This window comes from Bacteroides sp. (genome assembly GCF_028690125.1).
GTDB lineage: Bacteria > Bacteroidota > Bacteroidia > Bacteroidales > Bacteroidaceae > Bacteroides.
On the sequence record NZ_JAQVBV010000009.1, the window covers coordinates 130085 to 149528 of the forward strand.

Genomic DNA, 19444 nt, shown 5'->3' on the forward strand with positions numbered 1-19444 from the left:
CAGAAATCTGAAAGTTATGATTAAAAACCAAAAGTTGAGGTTGAGCATCAGTCCCGCCTTACAACGGGGCAAATCTCAATCTCAACTTGTCTATTTCGGTCTTTTATTATGCTAAATAATCAGGTTCTTTTTCACCGATCATGTTACGTAATGTCTGTTTTACCATTCTCCACTGAGTGAATAGATCGTGTTCAGGCTGATGTTCGAAGTCATGCATCGGGCTTTTACAGAAGAATGACAACCATGTCTGAATACCACTCATACCTGCACGCAAAGCCAAGTCACTAAACAATACCAGATCGAGAGCAATAGGAGCAGCAAGGATAGAATCGCGGCAAAGGAAGTTTACCTTGATTTCCATCGGGTAGCCCATCCATCCGAAGATGTCGATGTTATCCCATGCCTCTTTATTATCTTTACGGGGAGGATAGTAGTTGATACGTACTTTATGGTATACGTCACCATAGAGGTCAGGATATTTCTCAGGCTCGAAAATTGTATCGATAACAGAAAGTTTGCTGACTTCTTTTGTCTTGAAGTTATCCGGATCATCAAGTACTTCACCGTCACGATTACCTAAAATATTAGTAGAGAACCAGCCGTTTACACCCAACATACGAGTCTTAAACATCGGCGCCAATACAGTCTTCATCAATGTCTGACCGCTCTTGAAGTCTTTACCGGAAATAGGCACATTCATCTTCTTAGAGAATTCCCACATTGCCGGAGTATCTACACACAAATTAGGAGCACCCATAATAAATGGAGCACCTTCGGCAATGGCAGCATAAGCATAGCACATACTTGGAGAAATCACGGTTTTATTGTCCTCTTTCATTGCTTTTTCTAAAGCGGCAAGTGATTTATGCTCGTCTGACAACGGAATATAAATTTCAGTACTTGCAGCCCACAGCACAGCGATACGCTCACAGTTATTAGCAGCCTTAAAATCGCGAATATCCTGACGAAGTTGTTCAACCATCTCCCAACGGGTAGCAGCCTTCTTAATGTGTGTACCATTCAGACGTTTTGCCCAACTATGATCGAAAGCAGCCGGCATCGGTTTGATAGCTTCCAACTCTTCTTTTACTCCCTTCAGATCTTTTTCTTTCAAAACCTCTGCATACATAGCAGCTTCATATGCGTTATCAGGGAAGATATCCCATCCACCGAAAACAATATCGTTCAAATCAGCCAAAGGCACTATGTCTTTGATGAGTTTTTCTTCATTGTTTTCCATGCGCATTGTAGCAAGCTGTGCAATAGATCCTATTGGTTTTGCCAGTCCCTTACGAGAGGCTAGTGTACCTGTAATCATTGTGGTAGCAACTGCACCACCTACTCCGACAACCAATACGCCAAGACGTCCAGTAGCGGGTTTAATTTCTTGTTTCATTTCTATTCTATTAAAATTAAACTAAAATTGTTGCAAAAATAAGACTAATTAATTACTAAAACGGTTTTTATTTGTCATATATACATTGCAATTAGCAGGATTTAACTTTTAAAAGGTTATATGGAATAGTACAGGGAAGACCTACATTCGACATATTAAACAATGGAAAAAGGACTTTATCCCATATTTCCTGTACTCTCAGAATAATGTCTATATATCTGAATACACAAAATAGAAATGTTCCCGAATACTCTCCTCTGTCTAATTATAGAAACAATCACTACCCAAAGTACCTTTTCTTATAATAGTATGAAACATACATCTAAGGATATGGGAAGACGATTTCACTGAATCAGGGGAATCATCCCTTTAGCCATTAATCTCAGACCTAAGTCTTATTGAATTGAACGGACAAAGGTAGATGGGATTTCAGAACCAAAAAAGGTCTATTTATCGGAATAACTGTTCTTATTCGCAAGAATTAGGAATACGCACGGTGAAACGTGTGCCTTTACCAACTTCCGAAGTTACTGAAATTGTTCCTCTCAAACGTTCGACGATAGTCTGACAAATACTGAGTCCTAATCCAGCTCCTTGAGTGAAATTATCGACCTTATAGAAACGTTCAAAAATGTGATCAATACCTTCCTGAGTGATACCAACCCCGGTATCTTCTACATAAAGAAGAGTATAATCAGGATCTGCGTCCTCTTCATAACCGAAAGTTATGAATCCAGAAGTCGTAAATTTAGCTGCGTTATTGATCAGGTTATTAATTACTTGTTGCAACCGGACATTATCTGTCACCAAGTATTTCTTATCAACTTCGGGCATATGCAATACTAATTCTACGTTCTGAGGCATATTAAGCCGTTGAGAATCATGAACAGTCTTAAGTAACAATGACAGATTATGATTTGAAAACTGAAATTCCATCGTTCCCGATTCGATACGTGATAAATCAAGAATATCATTAATCAATGCTAACAATAATCCACAGTTCTTATTGATAGTTGCAATGAACTGAGCAACTTCCTCTGCAGAGAACAGGCTCGTATCACTCAGCAAATCGGAGAACCCAACAATAGCATTCAATGGAGTACGGATTTCATGACTCATATTGGCAAGAAAAGCAGATTTCAATTTATCAGCTTGAAGTGCCTTATCACGAGCTTCTCTCATTTCTTGTTCTGCAACCTTATATCGTTGAATACTTTGACATATACCAAGTATATTATAGAATGAACCGCTTGTTAATCCCGTAATAACGGAAGAACGATATTCCCACCACTCATATTCACCAGTTGCATTACGCTGGCGGAAATTCAAACGGGCAGAAGATTCATCTCCTGCCAATGCTTTATCAAAAATAGAACTCATTTCTACTAAATCGTCAGGATGGATCATCCGATCCATCTCATCGCGGGAGATAGTAGTAACAGAGTCATCATAACCAAAATGTACAAGAAAACCTTGAGGGAAGATGAATGAATTACTTGCCACATCAAATTGCCAAGGATAAATAAAGCTTTCCTCTAATGCCATATCAAAGAAACGCTTTTGCATCTCTTCGTCAGAGACATTACGTGCTGACAAAGCCATACCTGTTATTTGCTCCTTAGAACGAATAGGAACAATTTCTCCGGAAACTGGGAAGTAGTTCTCAGTATGCACTTCCTTCATAAAAGCCCCCTTAGGTATTACGACTCTATTTCCAGTCTCTACCACTTGATGCAACATCTTACGTAATATTTCCTCTCCGTCATAGAATATTTTAAAAAGACTTCCAGCAACCATTCCTTCATAGGGACGTGCTAAAGTCTCATGAGGCAAATGAAGCATCTGCAACAAAGAGCGGTTCGTAAAATGAATATTCAAATCAGTATCATAAGTTATTACTCCATCTCGAATAGAATGGAAAATATTGTCAAATTCATTACGTTGTTCTACCAACTTATTCTGTACTAACAAGCGTGTCTGAGCATGTACCCTTCGTCTGGATTCCCTACGATTGACACGCACCAGCCATACTACCGAACCAATCAATAATATCAGGATTGATGAATAAAGCAGAATGAACAGTAATTTATATTTTTCCCAATATGGCTGATTGACAATCACTCCACCGGGAGGTATTCTGTTCTGACTGACATGAAAATACTCCAACTGCCGGTAATCATGTATAAATTCCTGATCAAGGTCTGACGTTCCCAATGAAGAGGGTGATTCTCCCTGTAAAACTCTGGAAGCCTTCTGAGCAGTCAAATGTGCAGATTCAAAAGCATCAGCATCATAAGCCACAAAAACGCCATTAGTTAATCCAACATTCTGGCAAGAAAAAACCGGAGCTTTAGAATTCTTCCCAACAAACGACAAGAAAGGTGACCACTTAGGAGCAATTACAATGCTGCTATAACTATTTCGGGGATAACAAATGGCAGAAATGATATGATTAGTGGTTTCTTGCTGGGTATTATAGATTTTCATCTTATAATCAGGATTCTCACTGTAGAAAATTTCCCATTCATTCTTAAAGTCTTCACGTCCCTTATTACTAAGGAAACTATTATCTATCACACATATCACTTCCTTGCGTTGTGGAAACACCTTTTTCGCCTGTTGCAGAATAACGGCAAAATCAGGATTAGAGGTATATCCACATACATTAGGATGACTTGCTATTAATTCTTCATCAGGATATTTAATGCCGAAAAAAACAACTGGAATCTGCGAAGACAAAGAATCACCGCAAGAAAATAAAGTATAAAAAGCTTCATCACTGACAGTTACTATTAAGTCAATTCTCTTTTCACGGGCACGCTCACAGATACGACGCATAATCACCTTCTCTGATTTGAAAGCCCAAAAATCAGCATCCAAATATTCAGTTGTGATATCTACTTTCAATCCGCTATCTTTAAACCCTTTGGCTAACCCACTCGTAAGATCACCACTCCAGGGAGTCTGGGATGTATAAGATTGAATAAATAATATTTTGTATGTCTGTTCAGTAGCTAAAGCTCGATTAAAAATAATAAAGAGCAAAACTACAAACAAACAATAGTTTCGACGGTTCATACGCAAAATTGCTTTGTTTCAATTATTGTGCGTACAAATATACGTTATTATATTGAAAACGATGCAAATAGACGTTTATTTTTTATTCTTTGCCCGATAACTTCGTAGATGGTTCTTTTGACACTTCCGAAATTGGATACAAATCGTCTCCCCAATGAGTAGTTGCTTCAACAGTTTCTCTGTCACGAATTTCCTTCGCTTTTCGCGCATAAACAATCATACGCATGGATTGATCATATGTAAAATAATTCCATACCCAATTAAGCAATACCACTACTTTATTACGGACTCCAAGTATAGAACGCAAATGAACTACCAGCCACATGACCCAAGCAAACCATCCCTGCATCTTGACCTTCTTGAATTCTGCTACAGCACGATTACGACCAACTGTTGCCATAGCACCCAAGTTTCGATAATGAAATGGTTTCATGTCCTTCCCTTTTTCCAAACGGATCAGATTTTTAGCCAACAGTTCTCCTTGTTGAATAGCAACCTGAGCTAATTGAGGATGTCCGTTCGGATAGTTCTTATCAGCTATTTGCACACATTGGTCACCAATAGCAAACACATTTTCCATTCCTTCTACCCGATTAAATGCATCTACTTTTATACGACCACCACGACCGATCAGAGAGGAATTCATATTACCAATAGGAACTCCAGTAACACCGCTCACCCAAATAAAGGTACGAGTAGCAATTTCACTGCCATCTTCAAGCATCACTTTATGATCACGATAATCCACGACTCGTTTATTCAGAAAAATGTTCACTCCCATTTCACGGAGGAACTGCTCTGCATGAGCTGAAGAGTCTTCAGACATTCCAGCCAGCAAACGCGGTCCTGCCTCAATCAGATAGATGTGCATCAAACTACTAGGCATATCAGGATAGTCATTCGGAAGTACAAACTTTTTCATTTCCGAAAGCACCCCAGCTATCTCCACACCGGTAGCTCCACCTCCTACGACAACAACATTCAATAACTCTTGTTGCTCCTGCTTATTAGAGCAGGTAATAGCACGTTCCAGATTAGCCAGCAAGGCATTTCGCAAGCCCATCGCTTCGGATACGTTCTTCATCGGCATAGCTTCTTCTTCGATATGTTTATTACCGAAAAAATTAGTTGTAGTACCTGCTGAAAGCACCAGATAGTCATACTCCGCTTTTCCAATAGAAGTTTGTATCATGTTTCGTTCAGGATAAATAGCACGTAATTCTGCCATACGGAAATAAAAGTCTTTCCGATGTTGAAATATCTTGCGAAAAGGAAATGAAATAGATGTAGGTTCCATACCTGCCGAAGCTACCTGATAAATTAATGGAGGAAACTGATGATAGTTATTCTTATCAATTAATACGACCTGAAAGCCTGATTTTTTAAGCTTATTAGCCAATTTAAGACCACCGAAACCACCGCCTACTATTACAACGCGTTTCTTGTCTGTTTTTGCAATGTTGAGACTCATACTCTAATCATGTTTTATTCTTTTAATAACAAATCAAGCATACTTTTAGTTTACTTACAGATCATGAATCTTTTGTCTCACTCAAACTCTCATTATTTCTGATAACATAAGCTACATTAACGAAGACGCAAACGGTCTCCTACCTCAGGTATATAATCACCATCCTTACGATTCATCTTATATAAATTCTTTAGACGAATAGCGAATTTTTGAGAAATACCATGCATTGAATCACCGTCTTTCACTATATATACGGTATATGGCTTAGATGCTTTCTTCTTTTTACTCTTCAGGTAGATAATATCTCCTTCCATCAACGTATAATCACGTTGTAAATCATTATATTTCACAAGTTTACGCCAGCTAATATCAAGTTCCTTACCTATACTTTCAAACGTATCACCACTACGAGCTCTGATATACGCAATATCATTAGCAATATATACCTGATGAGGATTCATCAGCCAAGGCTCTTTCCTTAATTTACGTTCAGAATAAACGCCTTTACGATCGTATTTGTACAAGTCATAGTCTTCAATGATCGTAATCAGACGATTAGCATAAGAAGGATCAGTTGCATATCCAGCTTTCTTCAATCCCCGTGCCCAACCTTTATAATCTGTGATATCGAGTTTGAAAAGAAAAGCATAACGAGCCCCACGTCTTAGAAAGTCAGAATGATCTTCGTAGGAATCACGTGGATACTTATACGCACGAAAACACTCATTACGTGCATCATCATCATGGCGGACAGAACGTCCACGCCAACTACTACCACATTTAATACCAAAATGATTATTACTTTTACGAGCAAGTTCACTGTATCCGGCCCCACTCTCCAAAAGACCTTGCGCTAATGTTATACTAGCCGGAATTTTATGAAGTTTCATCTGCTCCACAGCCAGATCGCTATACTTATTTATATATTCTACATAACGGGAATTCCGTTTTTGTGCCTGTGCTCCTATGGCAAAGAAGAAAAGAACCGTTAAAAAGACAAGTCTGTATAGTTTATTCTCCATTTTTATATTTAATAGTGGATTACAAGGCACAAAAATCTGAAAAATAATTGGGATTATCAATCTCTTTTCTAACTTTGTAACATTAATTGTTGAAACTAATTCTCCAGGCGATATGAAAGACCTTACAATAACTGCTATTATTAAAGTTTATCAGTATGATGAACTGAGTATAGACGACCAAAAGTTAATAAAAACAGCTATGGAAGCAACTGCCCGGAGTTATGCACCATATTCTCATTTTTCGGTGGGAGCAGTAGCGTTGCTGAATGATGGAACAATAGTATCGGGAACTAATCAGGAGAATGCAGCGTATCCTTCGGGATTGTGTGCGGAACGTACCACCTTGTTTTACGCCAATTCACAATATCCCGACCAACCGGTAAAGACCCTCGCTATTGCTGCAAAAACAGAAAAAGATTTTATTCAAATACCAATTCCACCATGTGGTGCTTGCCGTCAGGTTATTCTGGAAACAGAAAAACGTTATGGGCAGCCCATCCGTATCCTTTTATATGGAAAACAAAGTATCTACGAAGTAAATAGCATTTGCGACTTGCTTCCATTATCGTTTGACTCATCAGCTATGGAGGAATAAATATGCTACAACAGTATCACACCAAACTCAAAGGAACACTTGCGCTCACAGATTCTTATCTGACGGAGAATACTTTGCAAAAAGAAAAAGGACTCTATAAATTTATCTGGGTACGCAAAGGAAGTATTACAGTGGTGATAGACCACCAGAAAATATTAATCTCAGAAAATGATGTAATATCATTGACTCACCTACAACATCTTGAATTCAAATCTATTGACGGGGAATATTTAACTTTATTATTCAACAGTAATTTCTACTGTATCTACGGTAATGACCACGAAGTTTCGTGTAGTGGTTTCCTTTTCAATGGTTCCTCACATCTTATCCGCTTTACTCTGAATGATAAAGAGCGCCAGCAATTGAATGACATCACCAATGCCATGGAAAGTGAATTCACTGTCTCCGACGACCTTCAAGAAGAGATGTTACGCATCTTGCTGAAACGTTTCATTATCCAATGTACTCGTATTGCCCGCCAAAGATTAGACATTACGCGAGAAAAAGAATCTAGTTTCGAGGTAGTACGCCAATACTACAATCTGGTAGATGAACATTACCGAACAAAAAAACAGGTACAAGATTATGCTGATATGTTGCATAAATCCCCCAAGACACTCTCTAATATATTCTCAACTTGTAAATTACCGTCTCCATTGAGAGTTATCCATGAAAGAGTCGAAGCTGAAGCTAAACGTCTGCTACTTTACAGTAGCAAAAGCGCCAAAGAGATAGCAGATATTCTTGGCTTTGAGGACCAAGCTTCTTTCAGCCGTTTTTTCAAAAATATGACAGGACAGAGTGCTGTTCAGTTCAGAAATGAAACAGAAAGGAATAATTGATAAGTAAAACGGAAGTATTGCCATTGAGTAGTTATGGGGAAAGCACGATCTTTGCAGCGTAAGTTAAACCCATAAAAACTCAATAAAGATGAAAGAAAAACTTATCACATTACTTACTTTTACGTCAGGTCTCCAGAATTTTGGAATCAAGTTTATCCGTGTAGCTATTCTCGTTGTATTCGTTTGGATCGGCGGATTGAAATATTTTCATTATGAAGCGGATGGTATTGTACCATTTGTTGCCAACAGTCCATTTATGAGTTTCTTTTACGCAAAAGATGCACCGGAATACAAAGAATTTAAAAATCCGGAAGGAGCCCTTGTTCCGGAACATAGGGCATGGCATGAAGTTAATCGTACTTATATCTTTTCGTATGGATTAGGGGCATTGATTATGAGTATCGGCATTTTGGTTTTCCTAGGTATTTTCTTCCCGAAAGTTGGATTGATAGGTGATATGCTCGCCATTATCATGACACTTGGTACACTTTCCTTCCTTGTCAGCACCCCAGAGGTCTGGGTACCCAATCTGGGTGGCGATGAATTTGGTTTTCCATTACTGTCCGGCGCCGGGCGATTAGTGATTAAAGATATTGTAATTCTAGCGGGAGCAGTCGTATTACTTTCCAATTCGTCACAACGCGTACTCAAAACACTTAAAAACGTATAAGGACGCTTGGGCGACATAAACAAATATTCTATTTTTTCTGTTATATGGCTGTGTATAAACAGTTAAAGAAAAGAATTTATGAAACAATATGATGCCATTATTATAGGGTTCGGTAAAGCAGGCAAAGTTCTTGCTGCCGAACTTTCAAACCGCGGTTGGAAGGTTGCCATTGTAGAGCGTTCAAAAACAATGTATGGAGGAAGCTGCCCTAATATAGCTTGTATCCCAACCAAGACACTGATTCACGAAGCAGAAGTTTCGAGTTTATTCTTTCGAGAAGATTACTCCAAGCAAGCTAATATGTACAAACAGGCGGTATCGCGCAAGAATAAATTAACTTCGTTCTTACGGGAGAGTAATTATGAAAAACTGAATAAACGTCCTAATGTCACAATTTACACAGGTACAGGTTCCTTCATTTCTGCGAATACAATTAAAGTTGCTTTACCCGATGGAGCTATCGAACTACAAGGGAAAGAGATTTTCATTAATACCGGCTCCACCCCTATTATCCCGGCAATAGACGGAATCAAACAAAGTAAAAAAGTGTATACAAGCGTAACCATGTTGGAAGTAGATCTGTTACCAAAACACTTGATTATTGTTGGCGGAGGATATATCGGACTGGAATTTGCATCTATGTATGCAGGATTTGGTAGTAAGGTCACCATACTTGAAGGAGGAAACAAGTTTATGCCAAATGAAGACCGTGACATAGCTAATAGTGTGAAAGACGTTATGGAAAAGAAAGGGATTGAAATCCACCTAAATGCACGTGCGCAATCCATCCATGATACAAATGACGGAGTAACGCTTACTTATTCGGATGTTTCTGACGGTACTCCTTATTATATAGATGGAGATGCAATCCTTATTGCAACAGGACGTAAACCGATGATTGAAGGATTGAATCTTTCCGCAGCAGGGGTAACAGTAAATGCACATGGAGCTATTGCAGTCAATGATCAACTTCGCACGGTTGTTCCTCATGTATGGGCAATGGGCGATGTAAAAGGAGGTCCGCAGTTCACTTATCTTTCTCTGGACGACTTCCGGATTATCCGTGACCAACTCTTCGGGGATAAGAAACGAGATATTAACGACAGGGATCCTATTCCTTATGCTGTTTTCATTGATCCCCCATTAGCACACATCGGACTTACTGAGGAGGAAGCATTAAAAAGAGGATATTCTATCAAAGTTTCACGGCTGCCGGCAACAGCAGTTGTACGCTCACGAACCCTGCAACAGATGGACGGTATCCTTAAAGCAATTGTAAGCAACCAGAATGGAAAGATTATGGGATGTACGCTGGATGTACGCTGTTTTGTGCTGATGCTTCGGAAATTATAAATATCGTAGCAACAGCCATGAAAACAGGGCAGCATTACACTTTCCTTCGTGACTTTATTTTTACGCATCCCAGCATGAGTGAAGGATTAAATGAACTGTTCGATATATAAAATTAAATAATAAACAAAGGATTCGTTTTCATTGGGCAAAAGTTGCAAATAATAAAAACAGAGGCTGCATTTACTTGAATTGTAACCTCTGTTTTTATTTTCTCTTGGCAAATTCCTCTAAATATTTTTCTACTGAATCAGCTTCATTTGTGTTTTTTTGACCAAGGAAACAAGATAGTATTACCGGAAAGTATTATCTTTGCGCACAAATTAAACTTCATATTTACACCCATGAGAATATCTAAGTAAGACAACACTTTCCGTAAACATCACTTTTTCATCATATGCTTTTAAATTGTTAAGCATCACGGAATTCGTGTTGTTTAGCCAGTATTGTGTTTGTCGTTCTCTTCCTTTCGTGATTTTTTTCACTAGTTTTTCAACTTCAAACTCAATAGACTATAGTATGCCTATAAGTATTCAACAAATAAGTTATATCCATCCGGATAAAGAAGTATTATTCAGTGACCTCAATTTTTCTATCAATAAAGGCCAGAGATTAGGTTTAGTTGGCAATAACGGTTGCGGAAAATCCACACTATTGCAAATCATTGCGGGACAATCAGCCCCGTCGTCTGGCATTGTGGTCAAACCGGAGGACATTTATTATATACCACAACATTTCGGACAATATGATTCACTGACCATTGCTCAAGCACTTCGGATAGACTTGAAACAACAAGCTTTGCATGATATTTTAGCAGGAGATGCTTCGGTAGAAAACTTCAATATTCTAAACGAAGATTGGAACATCGAAGAACGTTCCACTGCTTCACTGGACTCATGGGGGTTGAGAGAGTTTGCCTTATCCTACCCAATAAATCTACTCAGTGGCGGAGAAAAGACACGTGTATTCCTTGCAGGAATTGAAATTCATAATCCGTCTGTCGTATTGATGGATGAACCGACAAATCATCTCGATTTATCAGGCAGACAGCGTTTATACAGTTGGGTAGAAAAATGTCGTTCGACTTTGCTGGTAGTAAGTCACGACCGAACTTTATTGAACCTACTTCCCGAAATCTGTGAACTGGATAAACACCAGATTACCTACTACGGTGGAAATTACGAGTTTTACAAAGAACAAAAAACGATGATGCAACAAGCATTGCAACAGCGTATTGACGAGAAAGAAAAAGCAATCAAACTAGCCCATAAGATTGCACGTGAAACCGCAGAACGAAGGGATAAACAAAATGTACGTGGAGAAAAAGCTAATATTAAAAAAGGTATTCCACGAATTATGCTGAATGCCCTGCAAAACAAATCCGAACAAAGTACAAGTAAACTCAGCAGCATTCATCAGGAGAAAACCGAAAAGTTAGCAAATGAACGTAACCAACTCCGAAGCTCTCTTTCGCCAGCCACAGCGTTGAAAACCGACTTCAGTAGGTCTCCCCTACATACGGGGAAAATATTGCTTACGGCAGAGGATATCAATTTTAGTTACCAAAGTGAGCATTTACTTTGGCACTCTCCCATCAGTTTCCAAGTGAAAAGCGGAGACCGTATAACCATCGAAGGCAACAATGGTAGTGGAAAAACGACTCTTCTGAAGTTAATCACAGGACAGCTTCAACCGTGTACAGGAAGTCTGACAAAAGCTAAATTTACCTACATCTACCTAAATCAAGAATACTCTATTATCGATGATTGTAAAAGCATCTTGGAGCAAGCATACGCTTTCAATATCCGTAACCTTCCGGGACATGAATTGAAGACGATCTTAAATCGTTATTTATTTCCTGCTACTGTATGGGACAAATCCTGTCAAAAACTTAGTGGCGGAGAGAAAATGAGGCTTGCCTTTTGTTCTTTGATGATCAGTAACAATACTCCGGATCTGTTTATTCTGGATGAACCGACAAATAATCTGGATATACAAAGTATTGAAATCATCACTTCAACTATCAAAAACTATACAGGCACTGTCATAGCTATTTCACACGATAGTTATTTCATTAAGGAAATTGGAATAGAGCAGCGTATATTGTTAGAGTAGTCCATTGATATTTTATTCCACAAATTTAAATATCAAATCTGTTTTTTATAACTTCGCAGCGCAAAACAAAGAAGGTGTTGCATAAGATAACAATCCAGTCGAAAAGAAAGTTATTCGTAACTTTTGCAATATCTTCATACCGCGAAGAAAACTTTAGAAGAAAATGAGTCAAACAACACAATTCTGGTGGTTCGCCTTTTATAAAGACCAACTACTACTTGAAAAGAAAGAAAATGGGACATTCGCTGTCCCTTATGGAGAAGTTCCTCCAATTATTATCGAAGAAAAAACTACGATACATGATATTACAACATTAGACGGCAAGAGTTGCAGAGCTTTTTCCATTGTTACTCCCGTTGAAGAATCGGAGCAATATGTAATGACCGGACTTCGTGCTTCTTATGAGTATCTCCCGGTCACTCATTATCAGACAGCAGGAAAAGCACACGAAATATTGCATTGGGATAGAAACAGTCGTTTCTGTTCCACTTGCGGTACCCCCCTGGAGCAAAAAGAAATGATCATGAAACGTTGTCCGGAATGTGGTCAGGAAGTCTATCCGGCTATTTCTACCGCCATCCTTGTTTTAGTACGTAAAGAGGATTCTCTCCTACTAGTACACGCCCGTAACTTTAAAGGAACATTCAACAGTCTGGTTGCCGGATTTCTGGAAACCGGCGAAACACTGGAGGAATGTGTTGCACGGGAGGTAAAAGAAGAGACTGGATTAGACGTAAACAATATCACCTATTTCGGTAATCAACCCTGGCCTTACCCAAGCGGGTTGATGGTCGGTTTTATTGCCGATTATGCCGGAGGAGAAATTAGACTACAGGAAGAAGAACTAACTTCGGGAGATTTCTACAGTAGGGATAATTTGCCGGAACTTCCTCGCAAACTGAGCCTTGCCAGAAAGATGATCGACTGGTGGATAGAAAACCCTACATAGAAACAAAGAACAGGCTACGAAGAACACACAAACTACAAACGAACAACTTATGAGAATGAAATGAAACGCATCCACTCTAAAGCATCAACAAAAACCTTGTGCCCCCGTAGCCTGCATGTTTAAATTGAGATGTTGCAGATAGAACAAGATTCATAGCAGAAGGATTAGCAAGGGAACTTAAAGAATGCAAAGGAAATGAAATTAACAAACTCAATTTTAATAGGATATTCATTCAACTTTCATATATTTGTAAAATGTAACCCCAAAAAAAATAGACTATGAAGCAAACAAACGAATGGACCACAGTAACACTCTTTATCAGTAGCACATTTGCTGATATGGATGCAGAAAGAGATCATATCCGGCGAATAGTAATCCCTCAACTGGAGGAGTTTTTCAATCCATTACATATAGCTATCCGAGTCATCGACTTACGTTGGGGAGTAAATACAAAAGATGATAAATATCTGATCGACCGTGACGCGAAAATCCTGAAAGTCTGTATGGAGGAAATAGATAGAAGCCGACCTTTCTTTATCGGATTGCTAGGTTCACGCTATGGCTGGGTACCAGACGACATTCGTATCAAGCGCTCACTTCCACAGTTAGACATGGACCGTTGCCATCATTTACTCCAGACGAATGAAATCAGTGTAACAGCATTGGAATTTTATTATGGTCTGTTTGAAAAAAGCGATCCTAGCCGCAGCATTGTTTGTATTCGTAACGAAGAAGTGAATCACAAGATTCCCGAAGATTACCAAAAGAAGTACATTGAAACGCAACATAAACCACAACTCAACAACCTCAAAAAAATTATCACAGATTACTTCCACAATAACAATAAAGACGAACTACTGGTGAATTATTCACCAACATGGAACGGAAAAAATCTCGATAATTTGGATGAATTCGATACAAAGCTTTATGAATTATTAAAGAAATGTATATTAGAAGATGTAGGAGAAAGGCAACAAAGCTATGAAAATTGGATAGAGAAAGACATTGCGGAACAAGTGGGGTTTATCCACCAGAATACCCGTTCGTTTATAGGATGCGAAAGCATTCTAACAAAACTCAGAGACAATCTTGAAAAGACAGAAAACCCAATCATTGTGTTTTCTGGAGAATCCGGTTCCGGAAAAAGTTCGATCATGTGTCAGCTTGCCAATGAGTTACAGAAAGAATGGAAGGATAATCCGAATCACTTACTCTTATTTCATAGCGCATCAGTTTCGGGCAACGCATCCTCGGTTAGCAATATGCTGGAATGTTTCTGTCTTCAGATATCAACTATGCTGAATGAAACGTACGAACCTGTAGAAGAAGGAATGGAAATGTCCGGAGACGAAATAGAAGCATTTTCCGGTTGGGTGAGCACATTCAATGTTATTGGATACGAGAAAGTCAATTATATGTCTCACGACCAGATGGTCCTTCATAATTTCGAGAAATTAGTGAAACAGGCTACTGAGGCAGGAATACATTTAACATTATTGATTGATGCTTATGACTGTTTCAACAAACATTCACAGTTAATATCATTACAATGGTTATCCCTACTCAATGTATCAACTATCATAAGCACCATTCCTGAGTCATCTGAGGAATTACAAAAAATACCTCAAAGCATTATCATTCAAGTCCCTTCATTCAACGAAACGGACACATATAGTATGATTACCACTCTATGCGCCTATAACTGTAAAGAGGTTCATTCCAGTGTGGTCAGTTCACTATTGATACATGGCAACTGTGATTATCTTTCGCACTACTCGCCCCTATGGCTAAAAATGGCTACCCACGCTCTATTCACACTCGACATTTCTGACTTCGAAGCCATTCGCGATAGACAAGAAGAAGATAATGAAGCGAAAATAGAACAATATATGCTCCATCTTGTCAATCAATTCCCCAGTCTCCCCGGTGATATGTTTATTTATTTACTAGAACGGGCAGCAGAAAATCTCGGAGACAAGTTTGTTTACCAAGTCATGTACTATTTGGCAGCTTCACGTTACGGACTTCGGGAATCGGATTTATCCGTTTTGCTTAAAGAAGAATGGAATGAATTTACATTCTCCATCTTACGTCGTTGGTTCCGTCCTTATTTTACTGAGAATGGTTCTGATAAGCAATGGAATATCTCTCATCAGTTATTAAAAAACAAACTAAATGAACTCAACAAAAATAATTTATGCGAAACACACAAATCTTTAGTACGGCATCTAAGAAATCTAAAACCTGATGATCCCATACGTATCAGAGAATTAATGTATCATGCAGCTAAATCAAAAGAATCAATTTTATTCCATTATACTTACTCTTGCCGTCTTCCAATAGCAATAAAAGCCGGGACATTAATTCTTGTTGATGAATTGGAAAATAATCCTCAACTATTCGAAATATTTTGTGAGGAAATACGAGAAATGTATCAAAGTAATCAGGGAAGTAAAGATGCTTGGGGAGAAATAAACAAAACTTTGCAACAAAAGTTAAACGAAAATGAAGGTACTTCTGAAAGTGACAAAAATTTGGACAAGTTTAAAAATAATTCTTGCCTGTCACGCCACATATACGACCGTATTATCAAAACTCTATCAAATCACCTGATGCACATTGGGAAAGAAGGTATGAATGAAAAAATCCTTCAAATTGTAACTCCCATGATGGAAAATGACATGGATGATTTTGTAGTAAAAGAAATTCTACTCCCCAATGCTTATCAAAATCTAAGAGATATTTATGAGCACTCCTATAACATTGAACTAAAAGAATTTTATAATCAAAAAAGTAAGGAACTTACAAAAAACACATTTACCGATTTCTCCCGTAACTTCTTCATAGATCTTTCCAAATTGAACAGCACACTGGAAAACGAAGATCATGACCAAATACTACAACAAGCTACCGAACTTATTGAAAAAGAATTACCGGACGATTGGGAAATGGATTGGTTGGATGAGAGAGCTTATCTTGGATTACTTTTGTTGCATTACACTCTAAAGAATCCAAATATGGAAGACAAAGATAATTTTGAAGATATATATAACGCATTTACGGAAGATATCGCCAATGGAAACTTTGAGGAAAAATATTCTGAAGAATACCTAAAAACTCTTACCATCTGGGAATCAAGAGTAAACGTTTTGGCTCTATTTATGGAAAACATAGCCAAAATTATATTACCAATGCATAATCAATTAGCAATAATCTGCCAACAAGAATCATGTACATTATACAAGTCTGTATGTATAAACTCTGGAAGTTTGGAAGATATTGCCGAATATATTTTATCACTTCAGGCAACCGGATTAATATACGAAAAAGCACAAGAGGATGAGAAAGCTCTCACAACTTATTTTGAAGCACAAAGATTAGCCAAGGAAATTTATATGCATAATCCTGATTTTGAAAATGGTAAAATGAGAATTTTAAGTATCTCGCGCGTTTTAGGAGATTTTGCTTTTAAAAACAAGAGATATGATACTGCACTAGCTTCTTATCTGGAATATAAAAGATATGCTTCAGAGCTATATGAAAATAATCCAAGCCGTGCACAATGGCAAAGTAGTCTGGTCAATGCACTAAAGGCTACAGGAGAAAGTTACTTGCAACTCAAAGACTACGAATCTGCCCGACAAGAATTTGGGGAAGCCATCAATCATGTAAAAGAGTTGGTAAAGAAAGCAAATACAGTTCCTTTCTTCTCACTCATGGCGGAAATCTATCTTTATTTTTCCCACACTTGTTTCTGCTTGAAAGATTACGAAAAATGTTATCATTCTGCACAATCAGCCCGACAAGTGCTAACAATGCTTATAGATAATGGTGTACAACCCAATCCGGAAAACATAAAATGGGCTGATAACATTTTATCGACTTTCAACAGTCAGAACTAATTATAAATTTCTCCATTTATTATAATCACTATACGAAAAATAGTATGATAAAAAAATGCCTCCGTCATCTTACCAAAGACTTCGGAGGCATTTGTTATTTTATTAATCTAAAGTGATCAGATCAATCAGATACCTAATGATTTCTTCACTGCTTCAATTTTCTCCATTGCATCCGATTCAGCAGATGCATAACAGTTACGACAACCCATTTCGCCTTGTACTTCCATATAGAATTTAATCTTTGGTTCAGTACCCGACGGACGGACAGAAACTTTACTGCCATCTTCTGTGAAATATTGCAGCACATTAGAGGGCTCCGGCATATCAAGTATAGTAACATTGCCTTTAGCATCTGTCTGTTTCAAAGTCTTGTAATCTTTGCTCAAAATAACTTTAGAGCCACCCAATTCTTTCGGAGGATTAGCACGGAAATTCTCCATCATTGCTTTGATTTCTTCTGCACCACTCTTACCTGGTTTCACCACATTTACTGTGAATTCTTTAGAGAATCCGTACTCAACATAAATATCCAGCAACAATTGATACAACGTCTTACCATTATCCTTTGCCCAAGCAGCAACTTCAGCAATCAAACAACAAGCAGATACGGCATCTTTATCGCGAACGAAGTCTTCAGCCAGGAATCCGTAACTTTCTTCACCGCCACCGATATATTTCATTTTACCTTCGCGCAAACGTATCTCACGGGCAATCCACTTAAATCCAGTGTAGCAATCGAGCATTTCGATATGATTCTTGTCAGCGATCTTCTTAATCAATTCCGTAGTTACAATTGTCTTCACACAGAATTCGTCACCTTTAATCTTACCCAATTGTTTGTACTGAGTCAAGATATAATAAAGGTACATCATGCAAGTCTGGTTGCCGTTAATGAGAACCCACTCACCCTTATCGTCTTTACAAGCAATACCTACACGGTCAGCATCCGGGTCAGAAGCCATCACGAGGTCAGCATCAATTTCCTTAGCCAGATTAATCGCCATTGTCAAGGCCTCTGCATTTTCGGGATTCGGAGATACTACGGTTGGGAAGTTACCGTCCTTAATCATTTGTTCGGGTACAGTAAATACATTCTCAAATCCCCACATCTTCAATGCACGGGGAATCAACACCATACCAGTACCATGAATCGGAGTATAAACGATCTTCATATCTTTGTGACGGGCGATAGCTTCCGGATCGATGGAAACAGTTTTCACCATATCCAGATAAATCTTATCTACGTCTTCACCGATAATCTGAATCAGGTCGGGATTCCCTTCAAACTTGATATCAGCAGCCGAAGCGATGTTATTCACTTCGTCAATAATACCTTTATCATGCGGAGCCAATACTTGTGCTCCATCATCCCAATATGCCTTATAACCGTTATATTCCTTCGGATTATGTGAAGCTGTCAGGATAATACCGCTCTGGCAAGCAAGATGACGAATAGCAAAAGACATCTCCGGAGTTGGGCGCATATCGTCGAACAAATATACTTTGATGCCGTTGGCAGAGAAAATGTTAGCAGAAGTCTCTGCAAACAGACGGCTATTGTTACGACAATCGTGACCTACTACAACAGAAATTTGGGGAAGATCTTTGAAGTTTTTCTTCAGATAGTTGGAAAGTCCTTGAGTAGCAGCACCTACAGTATATATATTCATGCGGTTACTTCCTACCCCCATGATTCCACGCAAACCACCTGTACCAAACTCCAGATCTTTATAGAATGCTTCAATCAATTCGGTTTTATCTTCGTTTTCCAACATACGTTTCACTTCAGCTTGAGTTTCGGCATCATAAGCCGGTGTCAGCCATTTCTTGGCTTTCTCAGTTACCTGTTTAACAAGTTCTTGATTTTCCATTTCTATTTAATTATTAGTTGATATTTTAGTCCGAGCTCAACACAATGTCCCGCCAAAAGTAATCCAGCTAGCAAGTTGAGCATACAAATGTAAAAGAATAAGTTTATAAATCCTACATTTTACCTAAATTTAATCACCTAAAAAGGGGATTTTGCCCATACTATTATTTGAAATGATACAAGA

11 protein-coding genes and 1 pseudogene are annotated in these 19444 nt (G+C 38.4%); 7 read left to right on the top strand and 5 right to left on the bottom strand.

Features of this window, described 5'->3' with window-relative positions:
• Positions 1–106: 106 nt before the first annotated feature.
• From PHO71_RS08365 to PHO71_RS08380, 4 genes are all read right to left on the bottom strand, one after another.
• On the bottom strand, positions 107–1396 hold the full coding sequence (locus tag PHO71_RS08365) for an inositol-3-phosphate synthase (protein ID WP_300201601.1): 1290 nt from the start codon (positions 1394–1396) through the stop codon (positions 107–109).
• A gap of 468 nt (positions 1397–1864) precedes the next feature.
• On the bottom strand, positions 1865–4474 hold the full coding sequence (locus PHO71_RS08370) for an ABC transporter substrate binding protein (protein ID WP_300201604.1): 2610 nt from the start codon (positions 4472–4474) through the stop codon (positions 1865–1867).
• Positions 4475–4556: 82 nt separating this feature from the next.
• Positions 4557–5945, bottom strand: a complete 1389-nt coding sequence (locus PHO71_RS08375; protein ID WP_300201606.1) for an NAD(P)/FAD-dependent oxidoreductase — start codon at positions 5943–5945, stop codon at positions 4557–4559.
• A gap of 116 nt (positions 5946–6061) precedes the next feature.
• Positions 6062–6967 (bottom strand): glucosaminidase domain-containing protein, encoded by a 906-nt coding sequence (locus PHO71_RS08380; RefSeq protein ID WP_300201609.1) that lies wholly within the window; start codon positions 6965–6967, stop codon positions 6062–6064.
• A 112-nt stretch (positions 6968–7079) separates the two neighbouring features.
• On the opposite strand from PHO71_RS08380, the gene cdd reads away from it, so the two are divergent.
• From cdd to PHO71_RS08415, 7 genes and pseudogenes are all read left to right on the top strand, one after another.
• Entirely contained in the window at positions 7080–7562 is a 483-nt protein-coding gene (cdd, locus tag PHO71_RS08385) for a cytidine deaminase (RefSeq protein ID WP_300201611.1), read from the top strand.
• 2 nt (positions 7563–7564) lie between these two features.
• On the top strand, positions 7565–8404 hold the full coding sequence (locus tag PHO71_RS08390) for a helix-turn-helix domain-containing protein (protein WP_300201614.1): 840 nt from the start codon (positions 7565–7567) through the stop codon (positions 8402–8404).
• Between the two features lie 88 nt (positions 8405–8492).
• Entirely contained in the window at positions 8493–9074 is a 582-nt protein-coding gene (locus PHO71_RS08395; RefSeq protein ID WP_300201617.1) for a DUF417 family protein, read from the top strand.
• 78 nt (positions 9075–9152) lie between these two features.
• Positions 9153–10537, top strand: a pseudogene (locus PHO71_RS08400) (FAD-dependent oxidoreductase).
• A 406-nt stretch (positions 10538–10943) separates the two neighbouring features.
• Complete coding sequence (gene abc-f, locus PHO71_RS08405; RefSeq protein WP_300201620.1) at positions 10944–12539, top strand: ribosomal protection-like ABC-F family protein; 1596 nt, start codon at positions 10944–10946, stop codon at positions 12537–12539.
• A gap of 163 nt (positions 12540–12702) precedes the next feature.
• Positions 12703–13488 carry an NAD(+) diphosphatase gene (gene nudC / locus PHO71_RS08410; RefSeq protein ID WP_300201624.1) on the top strand — a complete coding sequence of 262 codons (786 nt, stop codon included), beginning with the start codon at positions 12703–12705 and terminating at the stop codon, positions 13486–13488.
• Positions 13489–13766: 278 nt separating this feature from the next.
• Positions 13767–17390, top strand: a complete 3624-nt coding sequence (locus PHO71_RS08415; protein WP_300201627.1) for a DUF4062 domain-containing protein — start codon at positions 13767–13769, stop codon at positions 17388–17390.
• A gap of 125 nt (positions 17391–17515) precedes the next feature.
• Here the strand turns inward: PHO71_RS08415 and PHO71_RS08420 are convergent, their stop codons facing one another.
• Positions 17516–19261: a phospho-sugar mutase gene (locus PHO71_RS08420; RefSeq protein ID WP_300201630.1), complete on the bottom strand. Its 1746-nt coding sequence runs from the start codon at positions 19259–19261 to the stop codon at positions 17516–17518.
• Between the last annotated feature and the right edge of the window lie 183 nt (positions 19262–19444).